General features: G+C 64.8%; 21 protein-coding genes. 13 read left to right on the top strand and 8 right to left on the bottom strand.

Going from position 1 to position 23891, the window contains the following annotated elements:
* Position 1: 1 nt before the first annotated feature.
* From edd to U5817_RS10505, 9 genes are all read left to right on the top strand, one after another.
* On the top strand, positions 2-1849 hold the full coding sequence (gene edd / locus U5817_RS10545; RefSeq protein ID WP_407280696.1) for a phosphogluconate dehydratase: 1848 nt from the start codon (positions 2-4) through the stop codon (positions 1847-1849).
* A gap of 25 nt (positions 1850-1874) precedes the next feature.
* Positions 1875-2510: a bifunctional 4-hydroxy-2-oxoglutarate aldolase/2-dehydro-3-deoxy-phosphogluconate aldolase gene (gene eda / locus U5817_RS10540; protein WP_407280695.1), complete on the top strand. Its 636-nt coding sequence runs from the start codon at positions 1875-1877 to the stop codon at positions 2508-2510.
* Complete coding sequence (locus tag U5817_RS10535) at positions 2510-3703, top strand: aldose 1-epimerase (RefSeq protein WP_407280694.1); 1194 nt, start codon at positions 2510-2512, stop codon at positions 3701-3703. Before eda ends, U5817_RS10535 begins: the two co-directional genes overlap by 1 nt.
* Before the next feature lie 8 nt (positions 3704-3711).
* Positions 3712-5226 (top strand): pyruvate kinase, encoded by a 1515-nt coding sequence (gene pyk / locus U5817_RS10530; RefSeq protein WP_407281049.1) that lies wholly within the window; start codon positions 3712-3714, stop codon positions 5224-5226.
* 64 nt (positions 5227-5290) lie between these two features.
* The gene (locus tag U5817_RS10525; protein ID WP_407280693.1) at positions 5291-6928 is read left to right on the top strand and encodes an NADP-dependent glyceraldehyde-3-phosphate dehydrogenase; all 1638 of its coding nucleotides are present in this window, start codon (positions 5291-5293) and stop codon (positions 6926-6928) included.
* 222 nt (positions 6929-7150) lie between these two features.
* Positions 7151-8434 (top strand): phosphopyruvate hydratase, encoded by a 1284-nt coding sequence (gene eno, locus U5817_RS10520; protein ID WP_407280692.1) that lies wholly within the window; start codon positions 7151-7153, stop codon positions 8432-8434.
* Between the two features lie 154 nt (positions 8435-8588).
* Positions 8589-11351 carry a phosphoenolpyruvate carboxylase gene (gene ppc, locus U5817_RS10515; RefSeq protein WP_407281048.1) on the top strand — a complete coding sequence of 921 codons (2763 nt, stop codon included), beginning with the start codon at positions 8589-8591 and terminating at the stop codon, positions 11349-11351.
* Between the two features lie 28 nt (positions 11352-11379).
* Positions 11380-11658, top strand: coding sequence for a SemiSWEET transporter (locus tag U5817_RS10510; protein WP_407280691.1), 279 nt, complete (start codon positions 11380-11382; stop codon positions 11656-11658).
* The gene (locus tag U5817_RS10505) at positions 11655-12059 is read left to right on the top strand and encodes a VOC family protein (RefSeq protein ID WP_169131501.1); all 405 of its coding nucleotides are present in this window, start codon (positions 11655-11657) and stop codon (positions 12057-12059) included. Before U5817_RS10510 ends, U5817_RS10505 begins: the two co-directional genes overlap by 4 nt.
* A gap of 56 nt (positions 12060-12115) precedes the next feature.
* Here the strand turns inward: U5817_RS10505 and U5817_RS10500 are convergent, their stop codons facing one another.
* Together U5817_RS10500 and U5817_RS10495 are read right to left on the bottom strand one after the other, a co-directional pair.
* Positions 12116-12802 carry a DUF6946 family protein gene (locus U5817_RS10500; protein ID WP_407280690.1) on the bottom strand — a complete coding sequence of 229 codons (687 nt, stop codon included), beginning with the start codon at positions 12800-12802 and terminating at the stop codon, positions 12116-12118.
* 29 nt (positions 12803-12831) lie between these two features.
* On the bottom strand, positions 12832-13788 hold the full coding sequence (locus tag U5817_RS10495; protein ID WP_407280689.1) for a helix-turn-helix domain-containing protein: 957 nt from the start codon (positions 13786-13788) through the stop codon (positions 12832-12834).
* A 140-nt stretch (positions 13789-13928) separates the two neighbouring features.
* Between U5817_RS10495 and U5817_RS10490 the strand changes: the two genes are divergently transcribed.
* From U5817_RS10490 to U5817_RS10475, 4 genes are all read left to right on the top strand, one after another.
* Positions 13929-14738 (top strand): ThuA domain-containing protein, encoded by an 810-nt coding sequence (locus U5817_RS10490; RefSeq protein WP_407280688.1) that lies wholly within the window; start codon positions 13929-13931, stop codon positions 14736-14738.
* The gene (locus U5817_RS10485; protein WP_407280687.1) at positions 14735-15850 is read left to right on the top strand and encodes a Gfo/Idh/MocA family protein; all 1116 of its coding nucleotides are present in this window, start codon (positions 14735-14737) and stop codon (positions 15848-15850) included. The genes U5817_RS10490 and U5817_RS10485 overlap by 4 nt, the downstream gene beginning before the upstream one ends.
* Positions 15851-16073: 223 nt before the next feature.
* Positions 16074-16256: a LysR family transcriptional regulator gene (locus U5817_RS10480; RefSeq protein WP_407280686.1), complete on the top strand. Its 183-nt coding sequence runs from the start codon at positions 16074-16076 to the stop codon at positions 16254-16256.
* 36 nt (positions 16257-16292) lie between these two features.
* On the top strand, positions 16293-17057 hold the full coding sequence (locus U5817_RS10475; protein WP_407280685.1) for an enoyl-CoA hydratase-related protein: 765 nt from the start codon (positions 16293-16295) through the stop codon (positions 17055-17057).
* 171 nt (positions 17058-17228) lie between these two features.
* Here the strand turns inward: U5817_RS10475 and U5817_RS10470 are convergent, their stop codons facing one another.
* The 6 genes from U5817_RS10470 to U5817_RS10445 form a co-directional block, all read right to left on the bottom strand.
* Positions 17229-17642: a hypothetical protein gene (locus U5817_RS10470; protein WP_407280684.1), complete on the bottom strand. Its 414-nt coding sequence runs from the start codon at positions 17640-17642 to the stop codon at positions 17229-17231.
* 47 nt (positions 17643-17689) lie between these two features.
* Positions 17690-18229, bottom strand: a complete 540-nt coding sequence (locus U5817_RS10465; RefSeq protein ID WP_407280683.1) for a hypothetical protein — start codon at positions 18227-18229, stop codon at positions 17690-17692.
* Between the two features lie 647 nt (positions 18230-18876).
* On the bottom strand, positions 18877-20397 hold the full coding sequence (locus tag U5817_RS10460) for an IS1182 family transposase (protein WP_407280682.1): 1521 nt from the start codon (positions 20395-20397) through the stop codon (positions 18877-18879).
* Between the two features lie 139 nt (positions 20398-20536).
* Positions 20537-21853 (bottom strand): ATP-dependent nuclease, encoded by a 1317-nt coding sequence (locus U5817_RS10455; protein ID WP_407280681.1) that lies wholly within the window; start codon positions 21851-21853, stop codon positions 20537-20539.
* Between the two features lie 100 nt (positions 21854-21953).
* Positions 21954-22718: a hypothetical protein gene (locus U5817_RS10450; protein WP_407280680.1), complete on the bottom strand. Its 765-nt coding sequence runs from the start codon at positions 22716-22718 to the stop codon at positions 21954-21956.
* Positions 22719-23051: 333 nt separating this feature from the next.
* Positions 23052-23696: a PIN domain-containing protein gene (locus tag U5817_RS10445; RefSeq protein ID WP_407280679.1), complete on the bottom strand. Its 645-nt coding sequence runs from the start codon at positions 23694-23696 to the stop codon at positions 23052-23054.
* Positions 23697-23891: the final 195 nt, after the last annotated feature.

Raw genomic sequence — 23891 nt, 5'->3', positions numbered from 1 at the left:
CATGACCCTCAACCCCATCCTCGCCCGCGTTACCGACCGCATCCGCGCCCGCAGCACCGCCTCGCGCGCCGCCTATCTGGCGCGCGTCGACGCCGCCGCACGCGCCGCCGGCAGCGCGCGCACCCATGTCTCCTGTGCCAACCAGGCCCACGCCTACGCGGCGTTCGAGCCGAACGACAAGCTGGTGCTGCGCCAGGCGCGCCTGCCCAACCTCGGGATCGTGTCCGCCTACAACGACATGCTCTCCGCGCACCAGCCCTTCGAGCGCATGCCCGCGCTGATCAAGGAAGCGGCGCGCGGGGCGGGTGCGGTCGCGCAGTTCGCCGGCGGCGTGCCGGCGATGTGCGACGGCGTCACGCAGGGCGAGGCGGGCATGGAACTCTCCCTCTTCTCCCGCGACGTGATCGCGATGTCGACGGCGGTGGCGCTATCGCACAACGTCTTCGACGGCACGCTGTGCTTGGGCGTGTGCGACAAGATCGTGCCCGGCCTGCTGATCGGCGCGCTGCAGTTCGGCCACCTGCCGACGATCTTCGTGCCGGCCGGCCCGATGACGACCGGCATCGGCAACGACGACAAGGCGCGCGTGCGCCAGCAGTTCGCGCAGGGACTGGCGACGCGCGAGGAACTGCTGGCGTCCGAGATGGCCGCCTACCACGGCCCCGGCACCTGCACCTTCTACGGCACCGCGAACAGCAACCAGATGCTGATGGAGGTGATGGGCCTGCACCTGCCGGGCGCGGCCTTCGTCAATCCCGGCAACACCCTGCGCGACGGGCTCACCCGCGCGGCCGCCCAGCGCCTCGCCCGCATCACGCGCCTCGGCAACGAATACATCCCGATCGCGAAAGTCATCGACGAGCGCACGATCGCCAACGCCATCGTGGGCCTGCTCGCGACCGGCGGTTCGACCAACCACACCATCCACCTCGTCGCGATCGCCGCCGCGGCCGGCATCCACATCGACTGGAACGACTTCGACGAACTCTCCGCCGCCGTGCCGCTGCTCACCCGCATCTACCCGAACGGCAGTGCCGACGTGAACCACTTCCACGCCGCGGGCGGCATGGGTTTCCTGATCCGCGAACTGCTCGGCGCGGGATTCCTGCACGGCGACGTGACGACCGTGATGGGCGAAGGCCTCGCGCGCTACGCCGAGGAGCCCTGGCTCGACGGCGAGACGGTCGCATGGCGTACGACGGTCGCCGAAAGCCTCGACACCGCCGTGCTGCGCCCGGCCGCCGACCCGTTCAGCGCCGACGGCGGCCTGAAGCTGCTGCAGGGCAACCTGGGGCGCTCGGTGATCAAGGTCTCCGCCGTCAAGCCCGAGCACCGCGTCGTCGAAGCACCGGCACTCGTGTTCGACAGCCAGGACGACGTGATGGCGGCCTTCAAGCGCGGCGAACTGGCGCGCGACTTCATCGCCGTGGTGCGCTTCCAGGGCCCGCGCGCCAACGGCATGCCGGAACTGCACAAGCTCACGCCGGCGCTCGCGGTGCTGCAGGACCAGGGCTACCACGTCGCGCTCGTCACCGACGGCCGCATGTCGGGCGCCTCCGGCAAGGTGCCCGCGGCGATCCACGTCACGCCGGAATGCCTCTCCGGCGGCCCGCTCGCCAAGGTGCGCAGCGGCGACCTGATCCGCCTCGACGCCGAGGCCGGCACGCTGGAAGCGCTGGTCGATGCCGCCGAGTGGGCCGCACGCGAGGTCGCCACGGCGAACCTCGACGCGAACCAGCATGGCGTCGGCCGCGAACTCTTCTTCAATGCGCGCGCCAACGCATGCGGCGCCGAACAGGGGGCCAGCACTTTCGGCTCCACCCTGCCCGGCCCGCTGCCGCTCGCCTGACCCCCGAATTCCGGAGAACTCATCCATGGACATCCATACCCTCCTCGCCGCCAGCCCCGTGATGCCGGTGATCGTGCTCGACAAGGTCGTCGATGCGGTGCCGCTGGCCCGCGCGCTGGTCGCCGGCGGCATCCGCGTGCTCGAAGTCACCCTGCGCACCGCCGCCGCGTTGGAGAGCGTGCGTGCGATCCGTGCCGAGGTGCCGGACGCGATCGTCGGCGTCGGCACCGTCGTGACGCCCGCCGACCTCGCCGCGGCGGCCGAAGCCGGTGCCGTCTTCGCCGTGAGCCCCGGCGCTTCGCCCGAGCTGCTGCGCGCCGGGCGCGAATCGGCGATCCCGCTGCTGCCCGGCGTGATGACCCCGTCCGACGTGATCAACGCGCTGGCCGCCGGCTACACCGCGATGAAGCTATTCCCCGCGGCGCAGGCAGGCGGCATCAGCATGCTGAAGGCCCTCGGCGGCCCCTTTCCGCAGGTGCGCTTCTGCCCGACCGGCGGGATCGACCTCGCGAGCGCGCCGAACTTCCTCGCGCTGCCCAACGTCGCCTGCGTCGGCGGCTCCTGGCTCACGCCGGCCGACCGCGTGCGCGCCGGCGACTGGGCCGCGATCACCGAACTTGCGCGCGCCGCCGCGGCACTGCGCCCGGCCGGAGCCGCGTGATGGCGGCAGCGCCGGCCCTGGCCATGACGTCCGTCAGCCCGTTCCGCGTACGCAACCGGGACCAAGGCGGTATCGCGGCAATCGAGTTGCGCGACGAACGCAGCGGCGCCTATGCGGTCCTCGCGCGGCGCGGCGCGACGCTGCTCGACTGGCGCGTACCGCACGCCGGCGAACTGGTGGCGCTGACCGACGGCTACCAGTCGGCCGACGAACTGGCCGGCCAGAACGGCGTACGCAACGGCATCATGGTGCCCTTCCCGAACCGCATCGCGGACGGGCGCTATCGTTTCGAGAAACGCGAGCATGATCTGCTGCCCGGCGTTCCGACCGCCGAGCGGCTGATCTACCACGGCTTCCTGCGCGGCATGGACCTCGCGATCGCGAACGTGCAGGAAACCGCGGGCGGCGCCAGCGTGCTCTTCACCGGCACCATCCGGCCCGACAGCTTCCCCGGCTACCCCTTCGCGCTGAAGCTCAACGTGCGCGTGAGCTTCGCGGCGCGCAGCCTCGCGCTGTTCGTCACCGCGACCAACATCGGCGAGCACGCCGCCCCCTACGCGGCCGGCTGGCACCCGTACTTCCGTCTGGGCGATGCGCCCCTCGACAGCCTGGAGCTGACGATCCCCGCAACGCACTGCATCGTCACCGACGGGCAACTGTTTCCGCTTGCCGACGCCGCCGCCTATGCGCCGGTCGACGCCGGCCCTCTGCCTGATTTCCGTCTCCCCCGCCCCATCGGCGACGCGGTGATCGACGGTTGCTACGGCGGGGCGGGTCGGGACGGCGGGCATGTGGGGTCGGCGGAAGCTGAGCGGGTGGCGGCGATTCCAGCATCCGACTCCGTTCCAGCCCCGCTCGGCGGGATGCGCTGCGCTTCTCCCGCCCTACGGGTCGGTGATTCGGACGGCCTGATCCGCAGCCGCCTGCGTGACCCGGCGACCGGCCGCCAGCTCACGATCTGGCAGCGCGGCGGCCTGACGCACGTCTTCACCGGCGACACGCTCGCCCGCGACCCGCGCCGTGCGATCGCGATCGAGCCGGTCGAGGCGATGACCGACGCCTTCAACCGCCCCGACTGCGCGCGCGACGTCCGCCTGCCGCCGGGTGCGACCTCCAGTTTCAGCTGCGGCGTCGAGTTCGACGTCAATGTCGCAGGCACTCCTCCCAACCCGTTTTCAGCGACCACCGCATGAGACCCCAGATGCCCGGCAAGAACACCAAGATCATCGCAACCGTCGGCCCCGCGAGCGCCGACGAGAACACCTTGCGCGCGCTTGCGGAATCGGGGGCGGACGTCTTCCGCCTGAATTTCAGCCACGGCACGCACGACGACCACCGCGCCGTGTACCAGCGCATCCGCGCCGTCGAGGAGCGCCTCGGCCGCCCGATCGGCGTGCTGATCGACCTGCAGGGGCCGAAGCTGCGCCTGGGCACCTTCGCCGAAGGCGGTGTCACGCTCGCCCGCGGCGACCGCATCCGCTTCGACCTCGACCCGACGCCCGGCAACGCGCAGCGCGTCGCCATCCCGCACCCCGAGATCATCGCGGCGGTCGGCCCCGGCCACGTGCTGCTGGTCGACGACGGCAAGATGCGCCTGCAGGTGGTCGCGAAGGACGAAGGCGTGCTGGAGATGGAAGCCCTGACCGACGGGCGGCTCTCCGACCGCAAGGGCGTGAACGTCCCCGACGTCGCGCTGCCGCTCTCCGCGCTCACCGCCAAGGACCGCCGCGACCTCGCCTTCGGCCTGGAACTGGGCATCGACTGGGTCGCACTGTCCTTCGTGCAGCGCGCCGAGGACATCGCCGAAGCGCGCGCGCTGATCGGCGACAAGGCCCTGCTGATGGCGAAGATCGAGAAACCTTCGGCGATGGTCGAACTCGAACAGATCATCGCGCTCGCCGACGGCATCATGGTCGCGCGCGGCGACCTCGGCGTGGAGCTGCCGCCCGAGGACGTGCCGGGCCTGCAGAAGCGCATCGTGCGACTGTGCCGCCGCGCGGGGAAGCCGGTCGTCGTCGCGACGCAGATGCTCGAATCGATGATCTCCGCGCCCGCCCCCACCCGCGCCGAAGCCTCCGACGTCGCGACCGCGGTGTTCGATGGCGCCGATGCGGTGATGCTCTCGGCCGAGACCGCTTCGGGCAAGTACCCCGCCGACGCGCTCGCGATGATGAGCCGCATCATCGCCCGCACCGAGGCCGATCCGCTGCAGCGCCAGCTGATGGAAGCGGTCGGCGCCGACCCGAAGGGCAACACCACCGACGCCATCGGCACCGCGATCCGCGCGGTCGCAGCGACCTTGCCGCTGTCGGCCACGGTCGCCTTCACGGCCTCCGGCTCGACCGCACTGCGCATCGCGCACCAGCGCCCGCGCTCGCCGATCCTGGGGCTGACGCCGTCGCAGTCGGTCGCGCGGCGGCTGTGCGTCGTGTGGGGCGTGCGTTCGCGCCGGTCGGTCGAAGCCTGCGCGGTCGAGGAGATCGTCAACGTCGCGCTCGAACACTGCCGCGCCGAAGGCCTCACCGCACCGGGACAAGCAGTCGTCGTCACCGCCGGCGTGCCCTTCGGCACCCCCGGCAGCACCAACCTGCTTCGCCTCGCGTGGCCGGAGGGGGATATCACGGCTGCCGACACCGAAGGCGAGATCCCATCACGTGGGAGCGGCTTCAGCCGCGAAGGGGCCGCCACCGGAGCGACACCGTCGATTCGCGGCTGAAGCCGTTCCCATATCAAGTGCGCCCCACGAACAACGTATTCAAGAGAGAACGAGAGAGACAACCATGAACGCCACCACCATCCAGGCCCGCCTGCATTCCCTGTTCCCCACCGAGGCCGACATTCCGGCCGACTGCCGCGTGCTGGCGCCGCTGCACCAGCGCGCGATCCTGCTCAACGGCGAGATGCAGATCTGGAAGGGCGAGACGCGCCCGGTGTATTCCCCGGTCGCGATGCGCGCCGCCGACGGCAGCCTCGCGCACGTCGAACTCGGCAGCTTCCCCGTCACCGGCACCGATGAGGCCGACGCCGCGATCGCCGCCGCCGCCAAGGCCTACGACAACGGCCGCGGCCAGTGGCCGACGATGTCGGTCGCCGACCGCATCGCCTGCGTGGAGAACTTCACCAACCAGATCGTCGCGCGCCGCCGCGAGATCGTGAACCTGATCATGTGGGAGATCGGCAAGAGCCTCGCCGACTCGGAGAAGGAATTCGACCGCACGATCGACTACATCAAGGCGACCATCGCCGAGCTGAAGAACCTCGACAACGCCAACTCGCGCTTCCAGATCGTCGACGGCACGATCGCGCAGATCCGCCGCTCGCCGCTCGGCATCGTGCTGTGCATGGGCCCGTACAACTACCCGATGAACGAGACCTTCTGCACCCTGATCCCGGCGCTGATCATGGGCAACGTCGTGCTCTTCAAGCCGCCGCGCTTCGGCGTGCTGCTGTACTACCCGATGCTGGAAGCCTTCCGCAGCGCTTTCCCGGCCGGCGCGATCAACATCGTGTACGGTCAGGGCAGCATCGTCGTGCCGCACATCATGAGTTCCGGCAAGGTGAACGTGCTCGCGCTGATCGGCACCAGCAAGGTCGCCGACCAGCTGAAGAAGGCCCACCCGAAGACCAACCGCCTGCGCGCGGTGCTCGGCCTCGAAGCGAAGAACGCCGCGATCATCCTGCCGGACGCCGACATCGAGCTGACGGTCAAGGAATGCATCGCCGGTTCGCTGTCCTTCAACGGCCAGCGCTGCACCGCGATCAAGATGATCCTCGTGCACCAAGCCATCGCCGACCAGTTCCTGCGCCGCTTCTGCGAGGAGATCGGCAAGCTCAAGATCGGCATGCCGTGGGAAAAGGGCGTGACCATCACGCCGCTGCCGGAGATGGCCAAGGTCGGCTACATGAACGAATGCATCGAGGATGCTGTCGCGAAGGGCGCGAAGGTGCTCAACGACAACGGCGGGGCCTCGGTCGAGACAATGTTCTACCCGGCGGTGGTGTTCCCCGTGAAGGAAGGTATGAAGCTCTATCGCGAGGAGCAGTTCGGCCCGGTGATCCCGGTCGCGCCCTTCGAGGACATCGAGACCGCGCTCGATTACGTGATCACGTCCGACCACGGCCAGCAGGTGTCGATCTTCGGCACCAACCCCGACCAGATCGCGAGCCTCGTCGATCCGCTGGTGAACCAGGTGTGCCGCGTGAACCTCAACGCCCAGTGCCAGAGGAGCCCCGACGTCTTCCCCTTCGCCGGCCGCAAGGACTCGGCCGAAGGCACGCTGTCGGTGCATGACGCGCTGCGCTCGTTCTCGATCCGCACCATGGTCGCCGCGAAGCAGACGGAAGCGTCGAAGAAGCTCCTCGACAGCATCGTGCTCGGCAACAAGTCGAACTTCGTGAATACGCGCTTCATCCTGTAAGCGAACCGCTCGCCGCGTTCACACCGCCGCTCCCTCCCGTTCAAGGGGAGGGTTGGGGTGGGGATGGGGGGACTCCGCAGCGTCTGCAAGAGACCCATCCCCATCCTGTCCTTCCCCTTGAAGGGGAAGGAACCTTCTAATCCTCCCCTTCAAGGGGAGGGAGCAGTCCGTGCCGACCGAGCCTCTTGTGCGATTGACTGCTCCCTTACGAGACACACCGCAATGACCGCCATCACTTCGATCGAAGCCCTCGAAATCCTCGACTCCCGCGGCAACCCGACCCTGCAGGCCACGGTTCGCCTCACCTCCGGCCACGCCGGCACCGCCGCCGTGCCCTCCGGCGCCTCCACCGGCGCGCGCGAAGCGCTCGAACTGCGCGACGGAGACCCCGCCCGTTTCGGCGGCAAGGGCGTCACCAAGGCGCTCGCCAACGTCGAAGGCCCCATCGCCGCCGCACTGAAGGGCCGCGACGCCTGCGACCAGGGCGCGATCGACGCGCAGCTCGTCGAACTCGACGGCAGCCCCGACAAGTCACGCCTCGGCGCCAACGCGCTGCTCGCCGTGTCGCTCGCGACTGCGCATGCCGCCGCGAACGCGCAATCGATCCCGCTCTACCGCCACCTCGGCGACGCCTCGCGCGGCTTCACGCTGCCCGTGCCGCTGATGAACGTGATGAACGGCGGCGCGCACGCGAACAACAGCCTCGACATCCAGGAATGCATGATCGTCCCGCACGGCTTTTCCCGCTTCGGCGACGCGCTGCGCGCCGGCGTCGGCGTCTTCCACGCGCTGAAGAAGCTCCTCGATGACAAGGGCTACCCCACCTCGGTCGGCGACGAAGGCGGCTTCGCGCCCAACGTCAGCGGCACCCGCGAAGCGCTCGACCTGATCCTCGAAGCCATCGAACGCGCCGGCTACAAGCCCGGCTCGCAGATCGCGCTCGCGCTCGACTGCGCGGCCTCCGAATTCCACCATGAGGAGGCCTACCACCTCGCAGGCGAAGGCAAGCGCTTCTCGCGCGCCGAGTTCTGCGGCTACCTCGCGGACCTCGTCGGCGACTACCCGATCGTCAGCATCGAGGACGGCATGGCCGAGGACGACTGGGCCGGCTGGGGCGTGCTCACCGACCGCCTCGGCCGCCGCGTGCAGCTCGTCGGCGACGACCTCTTCGTCACCAACACCGAAATCCTCGCGAAAGGCATCGAGAAAGGCATCGCCAACGCGATCCTGATCAAGCCCAACCAGATCGGCACGCTCACCGAGACGCTGGCCGCGATGGAAATGGCCCGCCGCGCCGGCTACGCGTCGATCGCGTCGCACCGTTCGGGCGAGACCAGCGACACGACGATCGCCGACCTCGCGGTCGCGACCGCCTGCGGCCAGATCAAGACCGGCTCCGCGAGCCGCTCGGACCGCGTCGAGAAATACAACCGCCTGCTCGCGATCGAACGCGAACTCGGCGCCGACGCACGCTTCGCCGGCTCCATCGCCTTCGCTTCGCGCTGAGCGCCACGGCACAACGATTGCTCTCCAACCGGCACCGCATCACAACGCTCACTCCCTGGCGGTGGTGCCGGTCCTTTTTATTCCTGCGGTCGCGCCGCGCGGCGGGCCGCTCCTTTTGCAGAGCCTTGCCGTGAACGCTGCCCTCCCCGCTGATCTGAACCCCGACAAGGACCAGGCCCTGCGCGACGACATCCGCCTGCTCGGGCGGCTGCTCGGCGACACCGTGCGCGCCCGCGAAGGCGAAACGGTGTTCGAGCTCATCGAACGCATCCGCCGCGACTCGATCCGTTTCCGCCGCGACGCCGACCACGGCGCGCGCGACGAGCTGGAGGCCGCGCTCGACCGCCTCTCGCGCGAAGACACGCTGCACGTCGTGCGCGCCTTCAGCTACTTCTCGCACCTCGCGAACCTCGCCGAGGACCAGCACCACATCCGCCGCTCGCGCGCGCACCTGATCGCCGGCTCCGCGCCGCGCGAAGGCAGCCTCGCGCTGGCGATGAACCGCGCCTTCGACGCCGGCCTCGACGCGACGGCGCTCGCCGATTTCTTCGCCAGCGCGCAGATCGTGCCGGTCCTCACCGCGCACCCCACCGAAGTCCAGAGGAAGAGCATCCTCAACTGCCAGACCGCGATCGCGCGCTTGCTCGACCAGCGCGACCGCATGCTGCTCACGCCCGAAGAGCGCCGCGAGAACGACGATGCGCTGCGCCGCGGCGTGCTGACGCTGTGGCAGACGCGCATGCTGCGCCCGGCCAAGCTCTCGGTCGTCGACGAGGTGAACAACGGCCTCGGCTACCACGAGACCACCTTCCTGTGCGAAGTGCCGCGCCTCTACGCGAACATCGAGGACGCCCTCGCCGAGCACGACGAACGCCTCGCGGCGCACGAACTGCCCGCCTTCTTGCAGGTCGGCAGCTGGATCGGCGGCGACCGCGACGGCAACCCCTTCGTCACCGCCGACATGCTCGAGCAGGCGCTCGCGATGCAGTGCGAGCGCGTGCTCGATCACTACCTCGACGAGCTGGAGATCCTCGCCTCCCAGCTCTCCCTCGCCTCGCTGCTGGTACCGGCCTCGGACGAGCTGCTGGTGCTCGCCGACGCCTCGCCCGACCGCTCGCCGCACCGCAGCGACGAACCCTACCGGCGCGCCGTCACCGGCATCCGCGCCCGCCTCGCCGCGACCCGGCATGCGCTGCTCGGCGGCCCCGCCGCGCCGGCGGCAGCCCAACTCCCCGCGCCCGACGGAGTCGCCCCCTATGCCGATCCGCAGGCGCTCGCCGGCGACCTCGACATCGTTCATCGCTCGCTGCTCGCGAACGGCTCAGCCGAGCTCGCCCACGGCCGCCTTCGTCGCATCCGCCGCGCGGTCTCCGTGTTCGGTTTCCACCTCGCACCGATCGACCTGCGCCAGAACTCCGAGGTGCACGAGCGCGTCGTCGCGGAACTGCTCGAAGTGGCCCAGCCCGGTACCCGCTACGGCAGGCTCACCGAGGAACAACGCATCTCGCTGCTGGTTGCGGAACTCGCCAGCGCGCGGCCGCTGCATTCGCCGCACTACGCCTATTCCGCCGAGACCGCCTCGGAACTCGCGATCTTCCGCATGGCGCGCGAAGCGCATCGCCGCTACGGCCCGACGTCCGTGCCCAACGCAATCATCTCCAAGACCGACGGCGTCTCGGACCTCCTCGAACTCGCCGTGCTACTCAAGGAAGCCGGGCTACTCGATCCGCGCAGCGACACGCTCGCCGTGAACGTGATCCCGCTCTTCGAGACCATCGCCGACCTGCAGGCGAGCGGCCCGGTGATGGACCGCCTGCTCTCGCTACCGACCTGGAAGCGCCTCCTCCCCTCGCGCGACCGGACGCAGGAAGTCATGCTCGGCTACTCCGACTCCAACAAGGACGGCGGCTTCCTCACCTCGGGCTGGGAGCTGTACAAGGCCGAGATCGCGCTAGTCGAAGTCTTCCGCCGCCACGACGTGCGCCTGCGCCTCTTCCACGGCCGCGGCGGCTCGGTCGGGCGCGGCGGCGGGCCGAGCTACCAGGCCATCCTCGCGCAACCCGGCGGCGCGGTGCAGGGCCAGATCCGCCTCACCGAACAGGGCGAGGTGATCGGCGCAAAGTACGGCAACCCTGAAGTCGGCCGCCGCAACCTCGAAGTGCTGGTCGCCGCGACCCTCGAAGCCACGCTGCTCGCCGGCAAGGAACCCGCCCCGCGCGCGGAGTTCCTGGAAGCCATGGACGAACTCTCCGACTCGGCCTTTCGCGCCTACCGTGGCCTGGTCTACGAGACCGACGGCTTCGAGACCTACTTCCGCGAATCGACCATCGTCGACGAGATCGCCCAGCTCAACATCGGCTCGCGTCCCGCCGCCCGCAAGAAGAGCTTCGCGATCGAGGACCTGCGCGCGATCCCCTGGGTGTTCAGCTGGTCGCAGTGCCGCCTGATGCTGCCCGGCTGGTTCGGCTTCGGCGCCGCCGTCACCGACTACCTCGACCGCCACGGCCCCACCGGCCTCGAGCGCCTGCAGGCGATGCACCGCGAATGGCCATTCTTCACGACGCTCCTCTCCAACATGGACATGGTGCTCGCCAAGAGCGACATCGCCATCGCCAGCCGCTACGCCGGCCTGGTGCGTGATGCGGCCGTGCGCGACGCGATCTTCCCGCGCATCCGCGCCGAGCACGAGGCCACCGTCGCCGCGCTGCTGAAGATCACCGGGCAGAACGAGCTGCTGGACGCCAACCCGCTGCTGAAGCGCTCGATCCGCAACCGCTTCCCCTACCTCGACCCGCTCAACCACGTGCAGGTCGAGCTGCTGCGCCGCCACCGCGAAGGCGCCGACGACGAACGCATCCGCCGCGGCATCCACCTGTCGATCAACGGCATCGCGGCCGGCCTGCGCAACAGCGGATAATGCCGACCTTTCACCGACACCCCCGGCCATGACCGCCACCGAAGCCATCGGCTACCTCGCCGCCCTCCTCACGACCGCCTCCTTCGTGCCGCAGGCGCTGCACATCTGGCGCACGCGCGACGCCCGCGCGATCTCGCTCGGCATGTACGCGGTGTTCTCCACCGGCGTCGCGCTGTGGCTCGCCTACGGCGTGCTGGTCGGCTCGTGGCCAGTGACGCTCGCAAACGTCGTCACGCTGTTCTTCGCCCTGAGCATCCTGTTCATGAAGCTCCGCTACGACCGCGAGCGGCGGAACCGGCGGCTATGAAGGGAGTCGAGCTGGCCGGCCTGCACCACGTCGCCATCATCTGCAGCGACTACGCGCGCTCGAAGCGCTTCTACACCGAAGTGCTCGGCCTGCGCGTGATCGCCGAGACCTGGCGCGCCGCACGCGACTCCTGGAAGCTCGACCTCGCCCTGCCCGACGGCACGCAGCTCGAACTGTTCTCCTTCCTCGATCCGCCGCCACGCCCCACCCGCCCCGAAGCCTGCGGCCTGCGCCACCTCGCCTTCGCCGTCACCGACCTCGACGCCGCCGTGCGCGCGCTCGAAACCCGCGGTGTCGCGGTCGAACCGATCCGCCTCGACGAACTCACCGGCCGCCGCTTCACTTTCTTCGCCGATCCCGACGGGCTGCCGCTGGAACTCTACGAAAACGCGGCGCGGTAATCACCACCACCACAAGGCGATGTCACCACGCAAAGCCCCTATCCGGGCGGAACGAATCATGGCGTTGCGGTTGTGCGCCGTTCACCATGCACCCAACCGAGATGCAGAGAGATTCCGTCGATCGGCGCCGCGGAAACGAGTCGGTTCACTTCCGCCTCCGCGCCGGTGCCGAAGAGAGCGACAAAATCGGCGAAGTCCTGGAACCATTGGTGCTGGTCGCTGAACGAGTGCACCAGCATCACCGCGTCGCGGGCGCAGAAACGCCTGGCTTCGATCAGCGCGGAGGCAGTCCGGTGGAGTAACTGGTAACGAATGCCATCGGGAATGTTACCGTCCAGCCCGAGGGTCTCGGCCAGGTATTTCAGGCGTAGCGTCTTGCCGGGGGAGGCATCCGCGCGCCATTCACCGACCGTCTTGTCGAAGGGCTCCTCGACCTTCCCCTCCACGGCGATGGAGATGAGACCGCTGCCCCCCTTCGCCAAGGTCCAGATGTCGTTTTGCGACGGACGTGCACCGCCGGGTAGCGGAACCTTCCATTCGGGAAAGATCAGCAGCGGTTCCGCGTCCTCAAGAGCGGGATGTTGGTTGAGAACGCGCGCGATCTCGATCGGATAACCACTCTGGGTCTCCCATGCGTACGCGAGCGTTTTCGCGGAATAGCCGGACACCCAGTGCTTGTCCGGGTCCGCCAGAAGGGCGCGCCAGTCCTCGGGGCCACGGGTCGGGACGTAGATGCGGTTCATGGTCTTCCTTTCCTTTTTCGTTAATGCATTTAGACGAGGCCCCGCTCACCCGCGCTCGCCCGCCACGCCCTCGGCGTCACCCCGAACTGCGCGCGGAAGTTGCGGATGAAATAACTCGGGGTCGCGAACCCACAAGCCCAGGCGACCTCCTTGCCCGCCAGTTCCGTATGGCGAAGCAGGTGCGCGGCCCGCTCCACGCGCTGGCGGGTGATGTAGGCAATCAGATGCTCGCCGGTCGCCCGGCTGAACACATGCGAAAGATAGTCCGCGGTGCATCCCGACTGCTGCGCCAGCCGCCGCACGCTCAGTGCGTGATCGCCCAGCTGGTTCTGCACGAGCAGCCGCACCCGCGCCACCAGCGGCGGCTCGGCGCGCGGGTCCGCCGACGTGTCGTCCAGCGCCCTGAGCACTCCCCCGATGGCGGCGACCACCAGACCGCAGCGCTGCGCACGGCCCCATTCGTCCTCGCCCGAAGTGACGATTCGCGCGGCGTCGCTCATCCACTCCCGCACCCGGGCAGCCTGCGCGTGCCGGCGCGCTTCCAGATGCAGGATGCCGGGCACGCCGGGGGCCGCCTCGTGCGCGAAATGGCAGGTCAGCGAGTCGCCTGCCGCATAGATCACGATATTGCGAAACGCCTCGCCTTCCGCGCCGCCCACGCGCTCGGCGTGAAGGAGCTGCGGTGGCATGAGCAGCGCCTCGCCCGGACCGAGCCGACACTCCGCATGCGGAAAGCGAAACTCCGTCCAGCCCGAGAGCTGCACGAACAGCTCGGGCGCCACATGGAAGTGCCCTTCACCGCGCGTCACGATCTCCGGCGGCAGCCCGGGCAATTGCAGGGGCATGCGCCCGGCGCCGATCCGCGCAAGCGCCTCACCTAGGCTCGCACGCAGTTCCCCCGCCAGTCGGGTCTCCAGCCCATCCCGCCGCAGGCCTTCGGAAAGCGTCGTCGGATCAGCCGCCTGCGGATCAAAGATTTCTTTCATTCTTTGCAGCTTTGTCGCACTGATTTTCGTTGAGACGGCCCATCCCCGCTCGCTAAGATTTCCCTGCTAGCGCACCAACCTGCAGGACATCAAGGCCTCCCCCGCAACAGAGCGGGCAAACCACATCTTGGAGCACTCACGTGTCAAAGACAAAGATTTCTGTGATCGTCTGGAACGAGTTCCAGCATGAACGCGAAAATGACGCGATTCGCGCGATCTACCCCGACGGCATCCACCACGCCATCGCCAGCGCATTGCGTGAAACGCCAGCCCTTCAGCCCGGCGCCCTGCCCCTCGAGATCGGCACCGCCACGCTCGACCAGTCCGAACACGGTCTCAGCGAAGCGCGCCTCGCCGACTGCGACGTGCTGCTGTGGTGGGGGCACAAGGCGCACGACCAGGTCTCCGACGCCGTCGTCGAACGCGTCCAGCGTCGCGTGCTGGAAGGCATGGGCCTGATCGTCCTGCACTCCGGCCACTTCGCGAAGATCTTCCGCCGCCTCCTCGGCACCAACTGCTCGCTCAAATGGCGGGAGGCGGACGAGAAGGAGCGCGTGTGGGTCGTCGAACCCTCGCACCCTATCGCCGCCGGCCTCGGCGAGTACTTCGAACTGCCCAACGAGGAGATGTACGGCGAACGCTTCGACATCCCGCAGCCGCACAGCACCGTCTTCATCTCCTGGTTCGAGGGCGGCGAGGTGTTCCGCTCCGGCTGCACCTGGGAGCGCGGCCACGGGCGCATCTTCTACTTCCGCCCCGGCCACGAGGCCTACCCCACCTATTACGACGCCAATGTCCAGCGCGTGCTCGCCAACGCCGTCCAGTGGGCCGCACCGCGCGTGAACATCGTCGACCGCTGCCCGATGTCGCCACCGCTGGAAAAACTGAGCCCCAAGCAGGTCAGCTTCTCCAAGGTCGGCATCCAGCAAAACAAGGGAGACATCGAATGAAGGACTCGTACAAGGTCGAGGTGAAGGAAACCGCCGTCCGCTCGGATTCCCGCCGCCTGCGCGTCGGCGTGGTCGGACTCGGCATCGGCCGCCTGCACATCGAAGGGTGGCGCGAACACCCCCAGGTCGACGTCGTCGCGATCGCGGACCCCGACAGCGAACGGCTCGCCCAGGTCGGCGACGCCTTCGCCATCGGCGCCCGCTACGACAGCGCCGAGGCCATGCTCGCCGCCGAGAAGCTCGACGTCGTCAGCGTCTGCACCCCCAACAAGTACCATCAGGCAATCACCCTCGCCGCCTTCGCCGCCGGTTGCCACGTGCTGTGCGAAAAGCCGATGGCGATGAACGCCGACGAGGGGCGCGCCATGCTGGCGGCCGCACAACGCAGCGGCAAGCGCCTGATGATCAACTTCTCCTACCGCTTCAGCGCCCAGTCGCGCGCCCTGAAGGCGCAGGTCGACGCCGGCCTCTTCGGCGACTTCTATTTCGGCCGCTCGACCTGGCACCGCCGCCGCGGCATGCCCGGCTTTGGCGGATGGTTCGGCACCAAGGCCCTGGCCGGCGGCGGCCCGCTGATCGACCTCGGCGTGCATCGCCTCGACCTCGCGCTGTGGCTGATGGGCTATCCGAAACCGGTGTGGGTCATGGGCAGCGCCTACGATCACATCGCCCGCCCGCTTGCCGAACAGTCGGGCAAGACCTTCGACGTCGAGGATCTCGCCGCCGCCCTGATCCGCTTCGACAACGGCGCCACCCTCGCGCTCGAAGCCTCGTGGGCGGCCAACATCCGCGAGGCCGAACTGATGGAGACCCGCCTGCTCGGCACCCGCGCAGGGCTGCTGCAGCACAACCTCAACGAGGGCTACACCTTCGACGCCCACATCTTCATGGAGCGCGACGGCGGGCAGTTCGACATGCGCGTGAATCCAACCTCCAACCAGGCCCGCTCGGCGATGCACGACTACGCCGACGCCATCCTCGGCGACCGTCCGCACCCCGCACCGGGCGAAGAAGGCCTGATCGTGATGGAGATCCTGGATGCGATCTACGAGAGCGCACGCATCGGCGCTCCCGTCCCGATCGCCCCACAGCCCATCGCCCAGGCCGCATGAGCATCATCGAGGGGGTTGATCGCCCCCTCGGTGCAAGCTCGCGCGTTCCCCGTTCCCCGACAATCCCGGCCGCTGCGCACTCAATGCGCGGCGGCAACCATTGGAGAATGGAAAAGGTACGACAGGAATTCGGGGGAGGCAGAAACGAGCGCGAACTTATCGAAAGCTCCGAAATTCCGGAAACTGCTATATAAAAGATCCACATTAATCTCGAAAATTCTGCATGCCGATTCGGTCAGGATCGCGCAATCTCGACTTGGGCCTCTTGCGCGCCCTCGTGGCCATTGTCGACAGCGGGAGCTTCTCGATCGCGGCCGCACGACTCGGCCGCACGCAGTCGGCTATCAGCATGCAGATCAAGCGACTTGCGGATGCCGCGCTCGAACGCTTCGAGCAGCGCATGTGATTACTGCCCCCCGAGGCTTATGAGGAGAAAGGAACGATGGCAAATCTGCAGCTTACGATAGGCGACGGCGTCGGCCAGATCGTGCTCGGGCGTGCCGAAGCGCTGAATGCCCTGAGCCGCGCCTTCTGCGACGAAATCGATGCCGCCGTGGCCGCCTTCGAGGCCTCGCCCGAAGTGCGCGTGATCCTCATTTCGTCGGCCCTCAAGCACTTCTGCGCCGGCGCGGACATCCGCGAGATGTCGGCGATGACGCACAAGGATGCGGTCGCCGAGGCCTTCGTCGGCTGCGTGAAGACCCTGGCCGACGCGCGCAAGCCGGTCGTCGTCGCCGTGAATGGGCTCGCTGCCGGCGGTGGCTGCGAACTCGTCGAGATGTGCGACATCGTCATCGCCGGCGAATCGGCACGTTTCTGCCACCCCGAGATCACCCTCGCCGCGATGCCGGGGGCAGGCGGCACTCAGCGTCTCGCCCGCGTCGTCGGCAAGCACGTGGCGATGGACCTGCTGCTCACCGGCCGCGCGATGAATGCGCAGGAGGCACTCGCCGCCGGACTGGTGTCGCGCGTCGTGCCGGACGCCGAGCTCGCGTCGACGGCGCTCGCCCTCGCCCGCCAGATCGCCGCGTTCTCCAGCCCGGTGGCATGCCGCATCAAGGAGAGCGTGCGCAGCACGCAGACGGGACTCGCCGAAGGGCTGCTCGCGGAACGCGAGCGCTTCCACCGCTGCTTCCTGGAGGACGATTTCCGCGAAGGCCTGCAGGCCTTCATGGACAAGCGCCCGCCGGCGTTCCGCCATCGCTAGGCGCACGCCGCCGGCCGCAGGGGTAGGCTGACCTTGCCGCGAAGGCAGAGTTGAGCATGAGTTGAATATCCGACCGAGAAAATGACACGGATATGAAACGCCGCTGGAGATCTATCATGCGTCCTGAGAGCTATTGCACTTCAATGTTGAAACTACGCGCTCTTTCACCATTCATTGTGCGGTAATCACTTGAGCCACTATTGCGCCCACCGAGAGGACGAGCGCCACGATTGAAACGGCAAGCGACCAAGAATGCCTTTTGTGCTCTTCTTCGTGCCCTGCGAGGATGGAGGCAAGAAACGGAAAATGAACACAGTGTCGTTTGCCCTGAATATTCAAGTGGAACAGCGAGACAAGCGCGCCATTCTCTTGTTTGTATCGGTACTTTGCATCAAGGTAGTAGTACAACCTACCGAAAAGCAGCTCTGGTTTGCAGTCGAGCCTCTTGGCTACATCAGGAATTTCTATTGGCAAGTATGGATCGTTCTCTCCTTGAGCCTGCCCCAGTGAATTTCCCGGATAGGCCGACTCATACATCTCATAGATGCAGCGCAGTACCTGACGATCAGTGGGAAGTTTGCTCATGACGCCCAACGTGGGGCTAACCGGAAGCCGGAGCGCGTAGCGCGGGGTTATGCATCGCGCCACTTCCGTGCGTCAGTCATGAACCACTCCAGCATTTGCCATTGGTTCAATTGAGTAGCTTCGTTACCCATGCTTCGGCGAATTTCGAGTAGGAACTTTCCGAGCAGCCCCATCATGATTTTCAGGTTCTCCTCCGATGCATTTGGTGTGTCGCCTTGAGAGTAGAAATGCTGAAAGAGGTCGTTGTAGGCAAGCACTACCGCATCGGAACCGACAAGGGAAAGTTTGAATGCGACCTTCCGGTATTCAAGCGACAGCATTTTCCCCAGAGCGATTTCTGTTTTGTCTTTTCCGCGATTCTGTTTGTCGTGCTGCCAAGCTGCATCCGTCATGAGCAAAATGATGAACGGCTCAAGGATATGGTTGTAGATGGTGATGCGGTCTTCGCGTAGCTTGTCTTCAAGTTCAAGTTGGCGTTCCACCCGACGGCGCAACCGCCAACCGACAGCGGTTAGCCCTAGAACAAGCACTGGCGTCGCAATGGAGCCGAGAGCCGCCAAGTAGTCGAGCCAGTGCTTTTCAGTCACCTGCAACCTCTGAGCGATACCGATGCATAACGTAGAAGTGAGGGGCAGCCGGAGTGCGAAGCGCGGAGGGCACCAAAAGCGTAGCTTTTGGCTGTCCCCTCGACTGCCGGGTTAGCGCTTTGGAGCCACATACGCCTTATACCTTTGCCAATGACGCCAGTAGCGGAACTGGAAAAAAGCAAAGATTGCAACCCAGAGCGCAAGAACGCCGGCCCCAAGGGCGATGGCAAGTGCCGGGGTGATTGCCGTCCTAGCGTTGAGAAACCCAACCAGCGGAATGCCAATGACTGCACCGACGACCTGCTCAGACCAATGAAAGTTTGTTGCAAGCTCACCTCCGCAATTCGGGCACACCGGTACGGCTTGCATGGGAAGGAATCTTCGCTCGCCCGGCAGTGGTTTCGAACGTACCAGTTTCCACTTCAGCGACTCTCCGCAATGAGGGCAATTATGTCGCATAGGTAGCGCTAACGACGGTGTAGAAAAACCCGATTTCCGGGCAAGCGATCGATGTCGGCGATAGCCGACGATGTCTTGTTCGTCATGTTGCGGTCCGGGTCAGCCTGAGTCCGTCATTCGTTCGGTTTCCGTAGTTCGCGCGCTGTCCCCCCGTATGCGGAACGGCATGCTGCCGTGGCGCGCGTTGCTCATTGTGCATACCCGTGGTGCGCCAGCTTCTCGATGTTGTGCACCAGGCAGTAGAGCTTCCACTGCCCGTCGACCTTGCATCGGCCGCGCAAGGTGAAGCGATGGAGCCGCTTGTTGTTTCTCAGATGGCCGAAGACCGGCTCGACGGTGGCAAAGCGCGCGGTGATCATGCGCTTGCCCGTGTCGGTGTCGATCCGCCGTTTCATCCGCTCGGTGTGGCTCTCTTCACTGGCGCGCGTGCCCTGGAAGAAGGCGACCTCGCGCGTCTTGGTCTTATCGGGGGTGCGCAGACACTGGTCGCGCAGCACGCACGGCACGCAGTCGCGCTCGGCGCCGCGAAACTTCATCGCCGCGTAGCCGTTGAAGGTGCAGTTCGAGCCGTTCGAGTACAGTTTCTTGCCCGCCGGGCAGAGGCAGTGAGAGCGGTCGTCGGCCAGCGTGAAATCGGCAGGCCGGAAGCAGCGCGTCTTCCCGTCCACCTTCCGTTTGTCCCACAGCGGATCGGGCTTCGCCTTGTGACGCGCTTGCCCGGTATAACGGGCGTCTCGGCTGCGGTAGTCGTTGTCGCAGATGTAGGCGTCGATCCCGCTGTCGGCCAGCGCCTTCAGGTTCGCTTCCGAGTGGTAGCCCGCGTCGGCACAGATCGTCGTCTCGGGCGTGCGGAACGGCCCGGTCGCCTCGACCACTGGCAGGAGCAGTTCCTGCTCGGAGCCCGTGCCGTGCGCCTGGGCGTCGACGACGATCTGGCTCTTCGCATCGACTGCGGCCACCCCGGTGTAGCCCTGGATCACGCCTTTGCCGGTCGCCATCTTGGCCGACTCATTGTCGGTGCGATTGCTCAGCCGCGGTTTGCCTTTGGCGCTGCGCCGCTCGTCGGGATGTGCGTCCAGCCAGGCGCGGATCTTCGCCGCCTCGGTCTTGAGGCGCGCGACGGTGCGTGCGGCGCGCGCGGCCTCGGGGTCTTCGCCGTTCAAGTCGGCCGTGGCGTGGCTGGCCATGATGCGCTTGACGGCCGTCTCCATCTTGTCGGCCTCGCGCAGGAAGTCCGCACGGGTACCGCTCCTGGCCTTGCTTGCGTTGGCCGGCAGCTTCACCCCATCGATGGCGAAGAGTTCGCGTCCGATCAATCCTTGCCGATCGCAAATCATCAGCACCCGGGCAAAGATCCGGGCCGCTTCGTCACCAAGCTCGGCGACGAAGCCGGCGATCGTCGTGAAGTGCGGTGCGCTGTCGCCCGAAACCGCCATGAACAGCACGTTGTCGCGGCAGGCTGCGGCGATGGCACGCGAACTGACCAACCCGCGCGAGTACCCGAGCAGCACGATTTTCAGCAGCACGGCCGGGGAGAACGCCGGCGCGCCCGTCGTCTCATTGCGGTAGCGCGCGTGTAGCCCCGAAAGATCGATCTCGTGGTCGACCAGATGACAGAGTGCGTGCTCGAAACTCCCCGCAATCACCTGCCGGTCGAAGTCCACCGGGATCATTTTGAGACCATAGTCAGGCGTTTTGAAGCGGGGCATCGCGGAACTCCGGGAGGCGTTGCAGAATTATACCGAAGGCATTGACGCGTGCGCTGCGGACGGGGTTTTTCTACAGCCTCAACGTCTGAATTCACCGGCGTTGCGCGGCTTTATGCGCAAGGTCCGGTGGAATGATGGGTTAGCCGGCTGCTTTCGCATCAGCAAGTAGAAGGAATTTCTCTTCAAAGACAGGATGCATTTTCGATGCCGTATTCATCAAGGTAATGACCTTTTCGACAAGTTCTGCTTTTGTGTATGTGTTGCCATTCCGCGATACTCGGTCGCCTTCAATTGTAATTTCTGGGCCAGCACCAAATATTTGATCAACAACCTCTGGGGGGTAGTAATACTCGATGCCGTTCTTTGGCCATTTTACGATGTTCTCGGCAGGTAAGCCCATTCGCACTAGTTGATCCGGCAGGGTTGCAGAGTGAACCGAGTCAAGGATGACAAAGATCCGATCACGATAGGGGCTCTTTTGCAAATCGCTGAAGAGTCCTTTCGCGACCGCAAGAACTTCCTTAATTCGGTCATCTGAATTGGCCGGGATGACACTGATTTGTGCGTTTGGGTAGCGAAGTGCGAGTGCACGAGACACAAATTTGTCGTCGCACTTTCCTTCGACCAAGACAATTAGTGAAGGCAGATACAATGTCTCAAATCGATTTCCTAGCAAGAAGAAATGGACCTTGTTGAAATCGGCCTGCGTTTGAACCTGAGATAGGCAAACTTCATCTCCCACTTTCGTGACCGTGAAGTTATTTTGCAGATGCTTGCGGTCAAGAAAGACTGTCGAGTGCGTGGCGAAGACGATTGTCTTGATATGAGAAAAGTACTTCGCTCGGTGTGCGCGATCAAAGAGAAAGTCTGCCAGCTGGCCTTGTGCTTCGGGGCTTATTCCAAGTTCCGGCTCATCAATCAAAAATGTGTCGTAGTCCGTATCCAGAAGGCTTGTAACGAGCGTTGCGATCAATCGGAAGCCTGAGCTTGTGTACGAAATATTATGGCCGGCACACGAAATGTATTTCTGCGACATTGAGTTGTCTTCGACCGTGCTCCGTATTTCGAGCGTTACGCCGAGGAGAATGCGGATTATCTCGACCAGGTTTTGCCTTTGGATGTCAGAAAGTTCGGCAACTGCCTGTTGAAGATTGACCGGTGAGTTGTCAATGTTCTCGTGTTGGCTGCTCCATTGATTGTTGAATTGCCGCCATCTTTCGTTGCGTCGATTGCGGTTCGGAGTGTAGTAGCCGAGCAAATTGAAGTTCTGATACCGAGCTGGACCGAGATATGACGCAGACTGTCCCCAAGATTGCGTAAGGGTTTTCAACAACCAAGATTTTCCGCAATTATTGCGGCCAACAAGGACGATGTACTCAGAGTCGCGAATCACTTGCAGAAGAGGTGCACAGGAATCGGCGACGTGAGTGCCGGGGCGTTGATCGTAGAGGTACATAGGCTATGTATGAGGTGAATTGAAGCCGGCTAACGCTCAAGCTCAGCCGACGCCTGCGAGCGCAGCGAGTAGGCGGTCGGCTGCAGCGCCATGTTGGGCGTCATTTCGTTTTCCCCCGTTGCATCTTGGTTTTGGCCGCCAAAAAAGCTTCGTTAATATGGGGTTGGGCGCAAAGTTCGGGATACCTTTGTGCACGAAAGGCCTCTCCGCGCGGGCCATCGTGGCGAGCCGTTAGATATCCAGTTAAGAAGCCCAGTTGGTTGTAGAACTCCACGATCTCCTGGGCGATGCGTTCCAGGGTTCCAAGCTCATATACGAACTGCCTTTCTTTTAGATCGAAGGTTTTTTGATTCGCCTTATGTGCGGCAGTGAATGCAAGGAAGTCTGATTGCGCCACCCACACTATGTGGTCAGGGATGCTCACCGATACCCCAAAACAACCATGTGCCAAATCGTTCCGATCCTTCTCGAGTGAAGCCTTTCTGGAGATATAGGCTTGGAACAGCAATAAGTCCTGCTCATTAAGCACGGCTTCTGCGGCTGCAATAAGTGCATCAGATTGAGAGCGACTATTTCTCAACGAACCGAATACCGCAGCAACTTGAGGGATGTTTGCTCCCATAAGTTCAGCTAGGAGCCTAGTGACCTGAATTTCGATATCGGCCCACGAGGTAACTATGCGCCCCACAAGCGCAGCAGCCTTCGGGCGATCCTCGATGTAACCGACCCCCATTGTGACCTTTGCATTTGGGAACGACTTAGTGAGTGGCTTTCTCGACGCTCCGGAGATGGGTTCTCTTTCCGGATATGCTGAAGGAAACGATTCTGCCGCTTGAGCAATGTGCAGATCATCTACGGAATACATATCATCGTGCGCGCACCGTCTGCACGGGACGCTTAGGTCGCCGTCGCCCACCATCCGGGCCGGATTTGCACCGCGAGATGGGTCGTCGAGCACATGAATGAGTTCGCCGCAGCCTTTGCACTTCAAGGCGTAATACCAATCCCCCTTCAGTACAGGCTCTCTCCGGTATAGGCGGTAGGTCATTGCTCACGTACCCCAGAAGATTCTTTCAGCGCATGTCATGAGGAGATACTTGCCATGTGTTTATGACGCCCCAACGTTGGCCTTCAGCGGACGACAAGAAGCGAAGCTTCTTGACGGTCCGCTGCAAGCAGTTGTTAGCGCGCATTTCCTTTAATACCTGAATGCGCCCTTGCAAGAAGGGCAAACAAAATCAATTTGTTCTGGGGTTGCGGGTACGGGGTGCCTGCAGGTTGGGCAGGTTATGATCATTGAAGGTGCGGGTGCGGGTGCGGGTGCGGGTGCGGGTGCGGGTGCGGGTGCGGATGCAGGTGCGGGTGCAGGTGCAGGTGCAGGTGCAGGTGCAGATTGTAGGGTTGCGGTTGGGTTTTTCGGCGTGCTCACTGAAGCCGACGAAGGTTTTGCATTCTTCGTTTGACGCGATGCGTTCTTCAGTTGTGGTATCTCGGAGATGCTTGGCCTGCGAGTGGCTGGAATGCCTCTTTCTTTTAGGTGGGCAATTAGCGGGTCAAACCCGTTGTCCTTTGAAATAATGTGAAATGCCGCCGATGGGAAACGCGAAGACAACTGACCAATCCAGAAAGCAATATGAAAGTCTAATGCGTTTTTGCCGTTTCCGGAGATTTTGACGTATGCAGCATTTGGCCCCATTTGCTGTAGCGCGTCCGCAATTTCAAACGGTATTTTAGTTTGGCTCGCACCAACAAATACGATAACACTGAATTTAGCTTGTTCTACAGCCGCCAGTGAATCCGGTTGCACGTTTTCAAAGTCGACAAGAATGAAGTTGCTACTCAATTGCTTATTCCTTGCTATGGACGCTAACAGTTCTAGTAGACCGAACCGGCCAATATCGAAATATGCGGAATCGGTCTAGCACCGATGGCGCGTACGATCTGCACGCACTTGCCCCCACCGGATCTGTCGCAGATTCGCCGGAAATATATTTCTACCATATCGACATGACCTACTCAAATCACATTCTCGTAGCGC

It is taken from the genome of Aromatoleum evansii (assembly GCF_045689615.1).
In the GTDB taxonomy this organism is placed as follows: Bacteria; Pseudomonadota; Gammaproteobacteria; order Burkholderiales; family Rhodocyclaceae; genus Aromatoleum; species Aromatoleum evansii.
The sequence above is the reverse complement of the archived record's forward strand: the minus strand, read 5'-3'. Positions and strand labels throughout refer to the sequence as shown.

Excerpts from the sequence above, each read along its gene's own strand:
- edd (WP_407280696.1), top strand. The coding sequence starts at position 2 with ATGACCCTCAACCCCATCCTCGCCCGCGTTACCGACCGCATCCGCGCC.
- eda (WP_407280695.1), top strand. The coding sequence starts at position 1,875 with ATGGACATCCATACCCTCCTCGCCGCCAGCCCCGTGATGCCGGTGATC.
- U5817_RS10535 (WP_407280694.1), top strand. The coding sequence starts at position 2,510 with ATGGCGGCAGCGCCGGCCCTGGCCATGACGTCCGTCAGCCCGTTCCGC.
- pyk (WP_407281049.1), top strand. The coding sequence starts at position 3,712 with ATGCCCGGCAAGAACACCAAGATCATCGCAACCGTCGGCCCCGCGAGC.
- U5817_RS10525 (WP_407280693.1), top strand. The coding sequence starts at position 5,291 with ATGAACGCCACCACCATCCAGGCCCGCCTGCATTCCCTGTTCCCCACC.
- eno (WP_407280692.1), top strand. The coding sequence starts at position 7,151 with ATGACCGCCATCACTTCGATCGAAGCCCTCGAAATCCTCGACTCCCGC.
- U5817_RS10510 (WP_407280691.1), top strand. The coding sequence starts at position 11,380 with ATGACCGCCACCGAAGCCATCGGCTACCTCGCCGCCCTCCTCACGACC.
- U5817_RS10505 (WP_169131501.1), top strand. The coding sequence starts at position 11,655 with ATGAAGGGAGTCGAGCTGGCCGGCCTGCACCACGTCGCCATCATCTGC.
- U5817_RS10500 (WP_407280690.1), bottom strand. The coding sequence starts at position 12,802 with ATGAACCGCATCTACGTCCCGACCCGTGGCCCCGAGGACTGGCGCGCC.
- U5817_RS10495 (WP_407280689.1), bottom strand. The coding sequence starts at position 13,788 with ATGAAAGAAATCTTTGATCCGCAGGCGGCTGATCCGACGACGCTTTCC.
- U5817_RS10485 (WP_407280687.1), top strand. The coding sequence starts at position 14,735 with ATGAAGGACTCGTACAAGGTCGAGGTGAAGGAAACCGCCGTCCGCTCG.
- U5817_RS10480 (WP_407280686.1), top strand. The coding sequence starts at position 16,074 with ATGCCGATTCGGTCAGGATCGCGCAATCTCGACTTGGGCCTCTTGCGC.
- U5817_RS10475 (WP_407280685.1), top strand. The coding sequence starts at position 16,293 with ATGGCAAATCTGCAGCTTACGATAGGCGACGGCGTCGGCCAGATCGTG.
- U5817_RS10470 (WP_407280684.1), bottom strand. The coding sequence starts at position 17,642 with ATGAGCAAACTTCCCACTGATCGTCAGGTACTGCGCTGCATCTATGAG.
- U5817_RS10460 (WP_407280682.1), bottom strand. The coding sequence starts at position 20,397 with ATGCCCCGCTTCAAAACGCCTGACTATGGTCTCAAAATGATCCCGGTG.
- U5817_RS10455 (WP_407280681.1), bottom strand. The coding sequence starts at position 21,853 with ATGTACCTCTACGATCAACGCCCCGGCACTCACGTCGCCGATTCCTGT.
- U5817_RS10450 (WP_407280680.1), bottom strand. The coding sequence starts at position 22,718 with ATGTATTCCGTAGATGATCTGCACATTGCTCAAGCGGCAGAATCGTTT.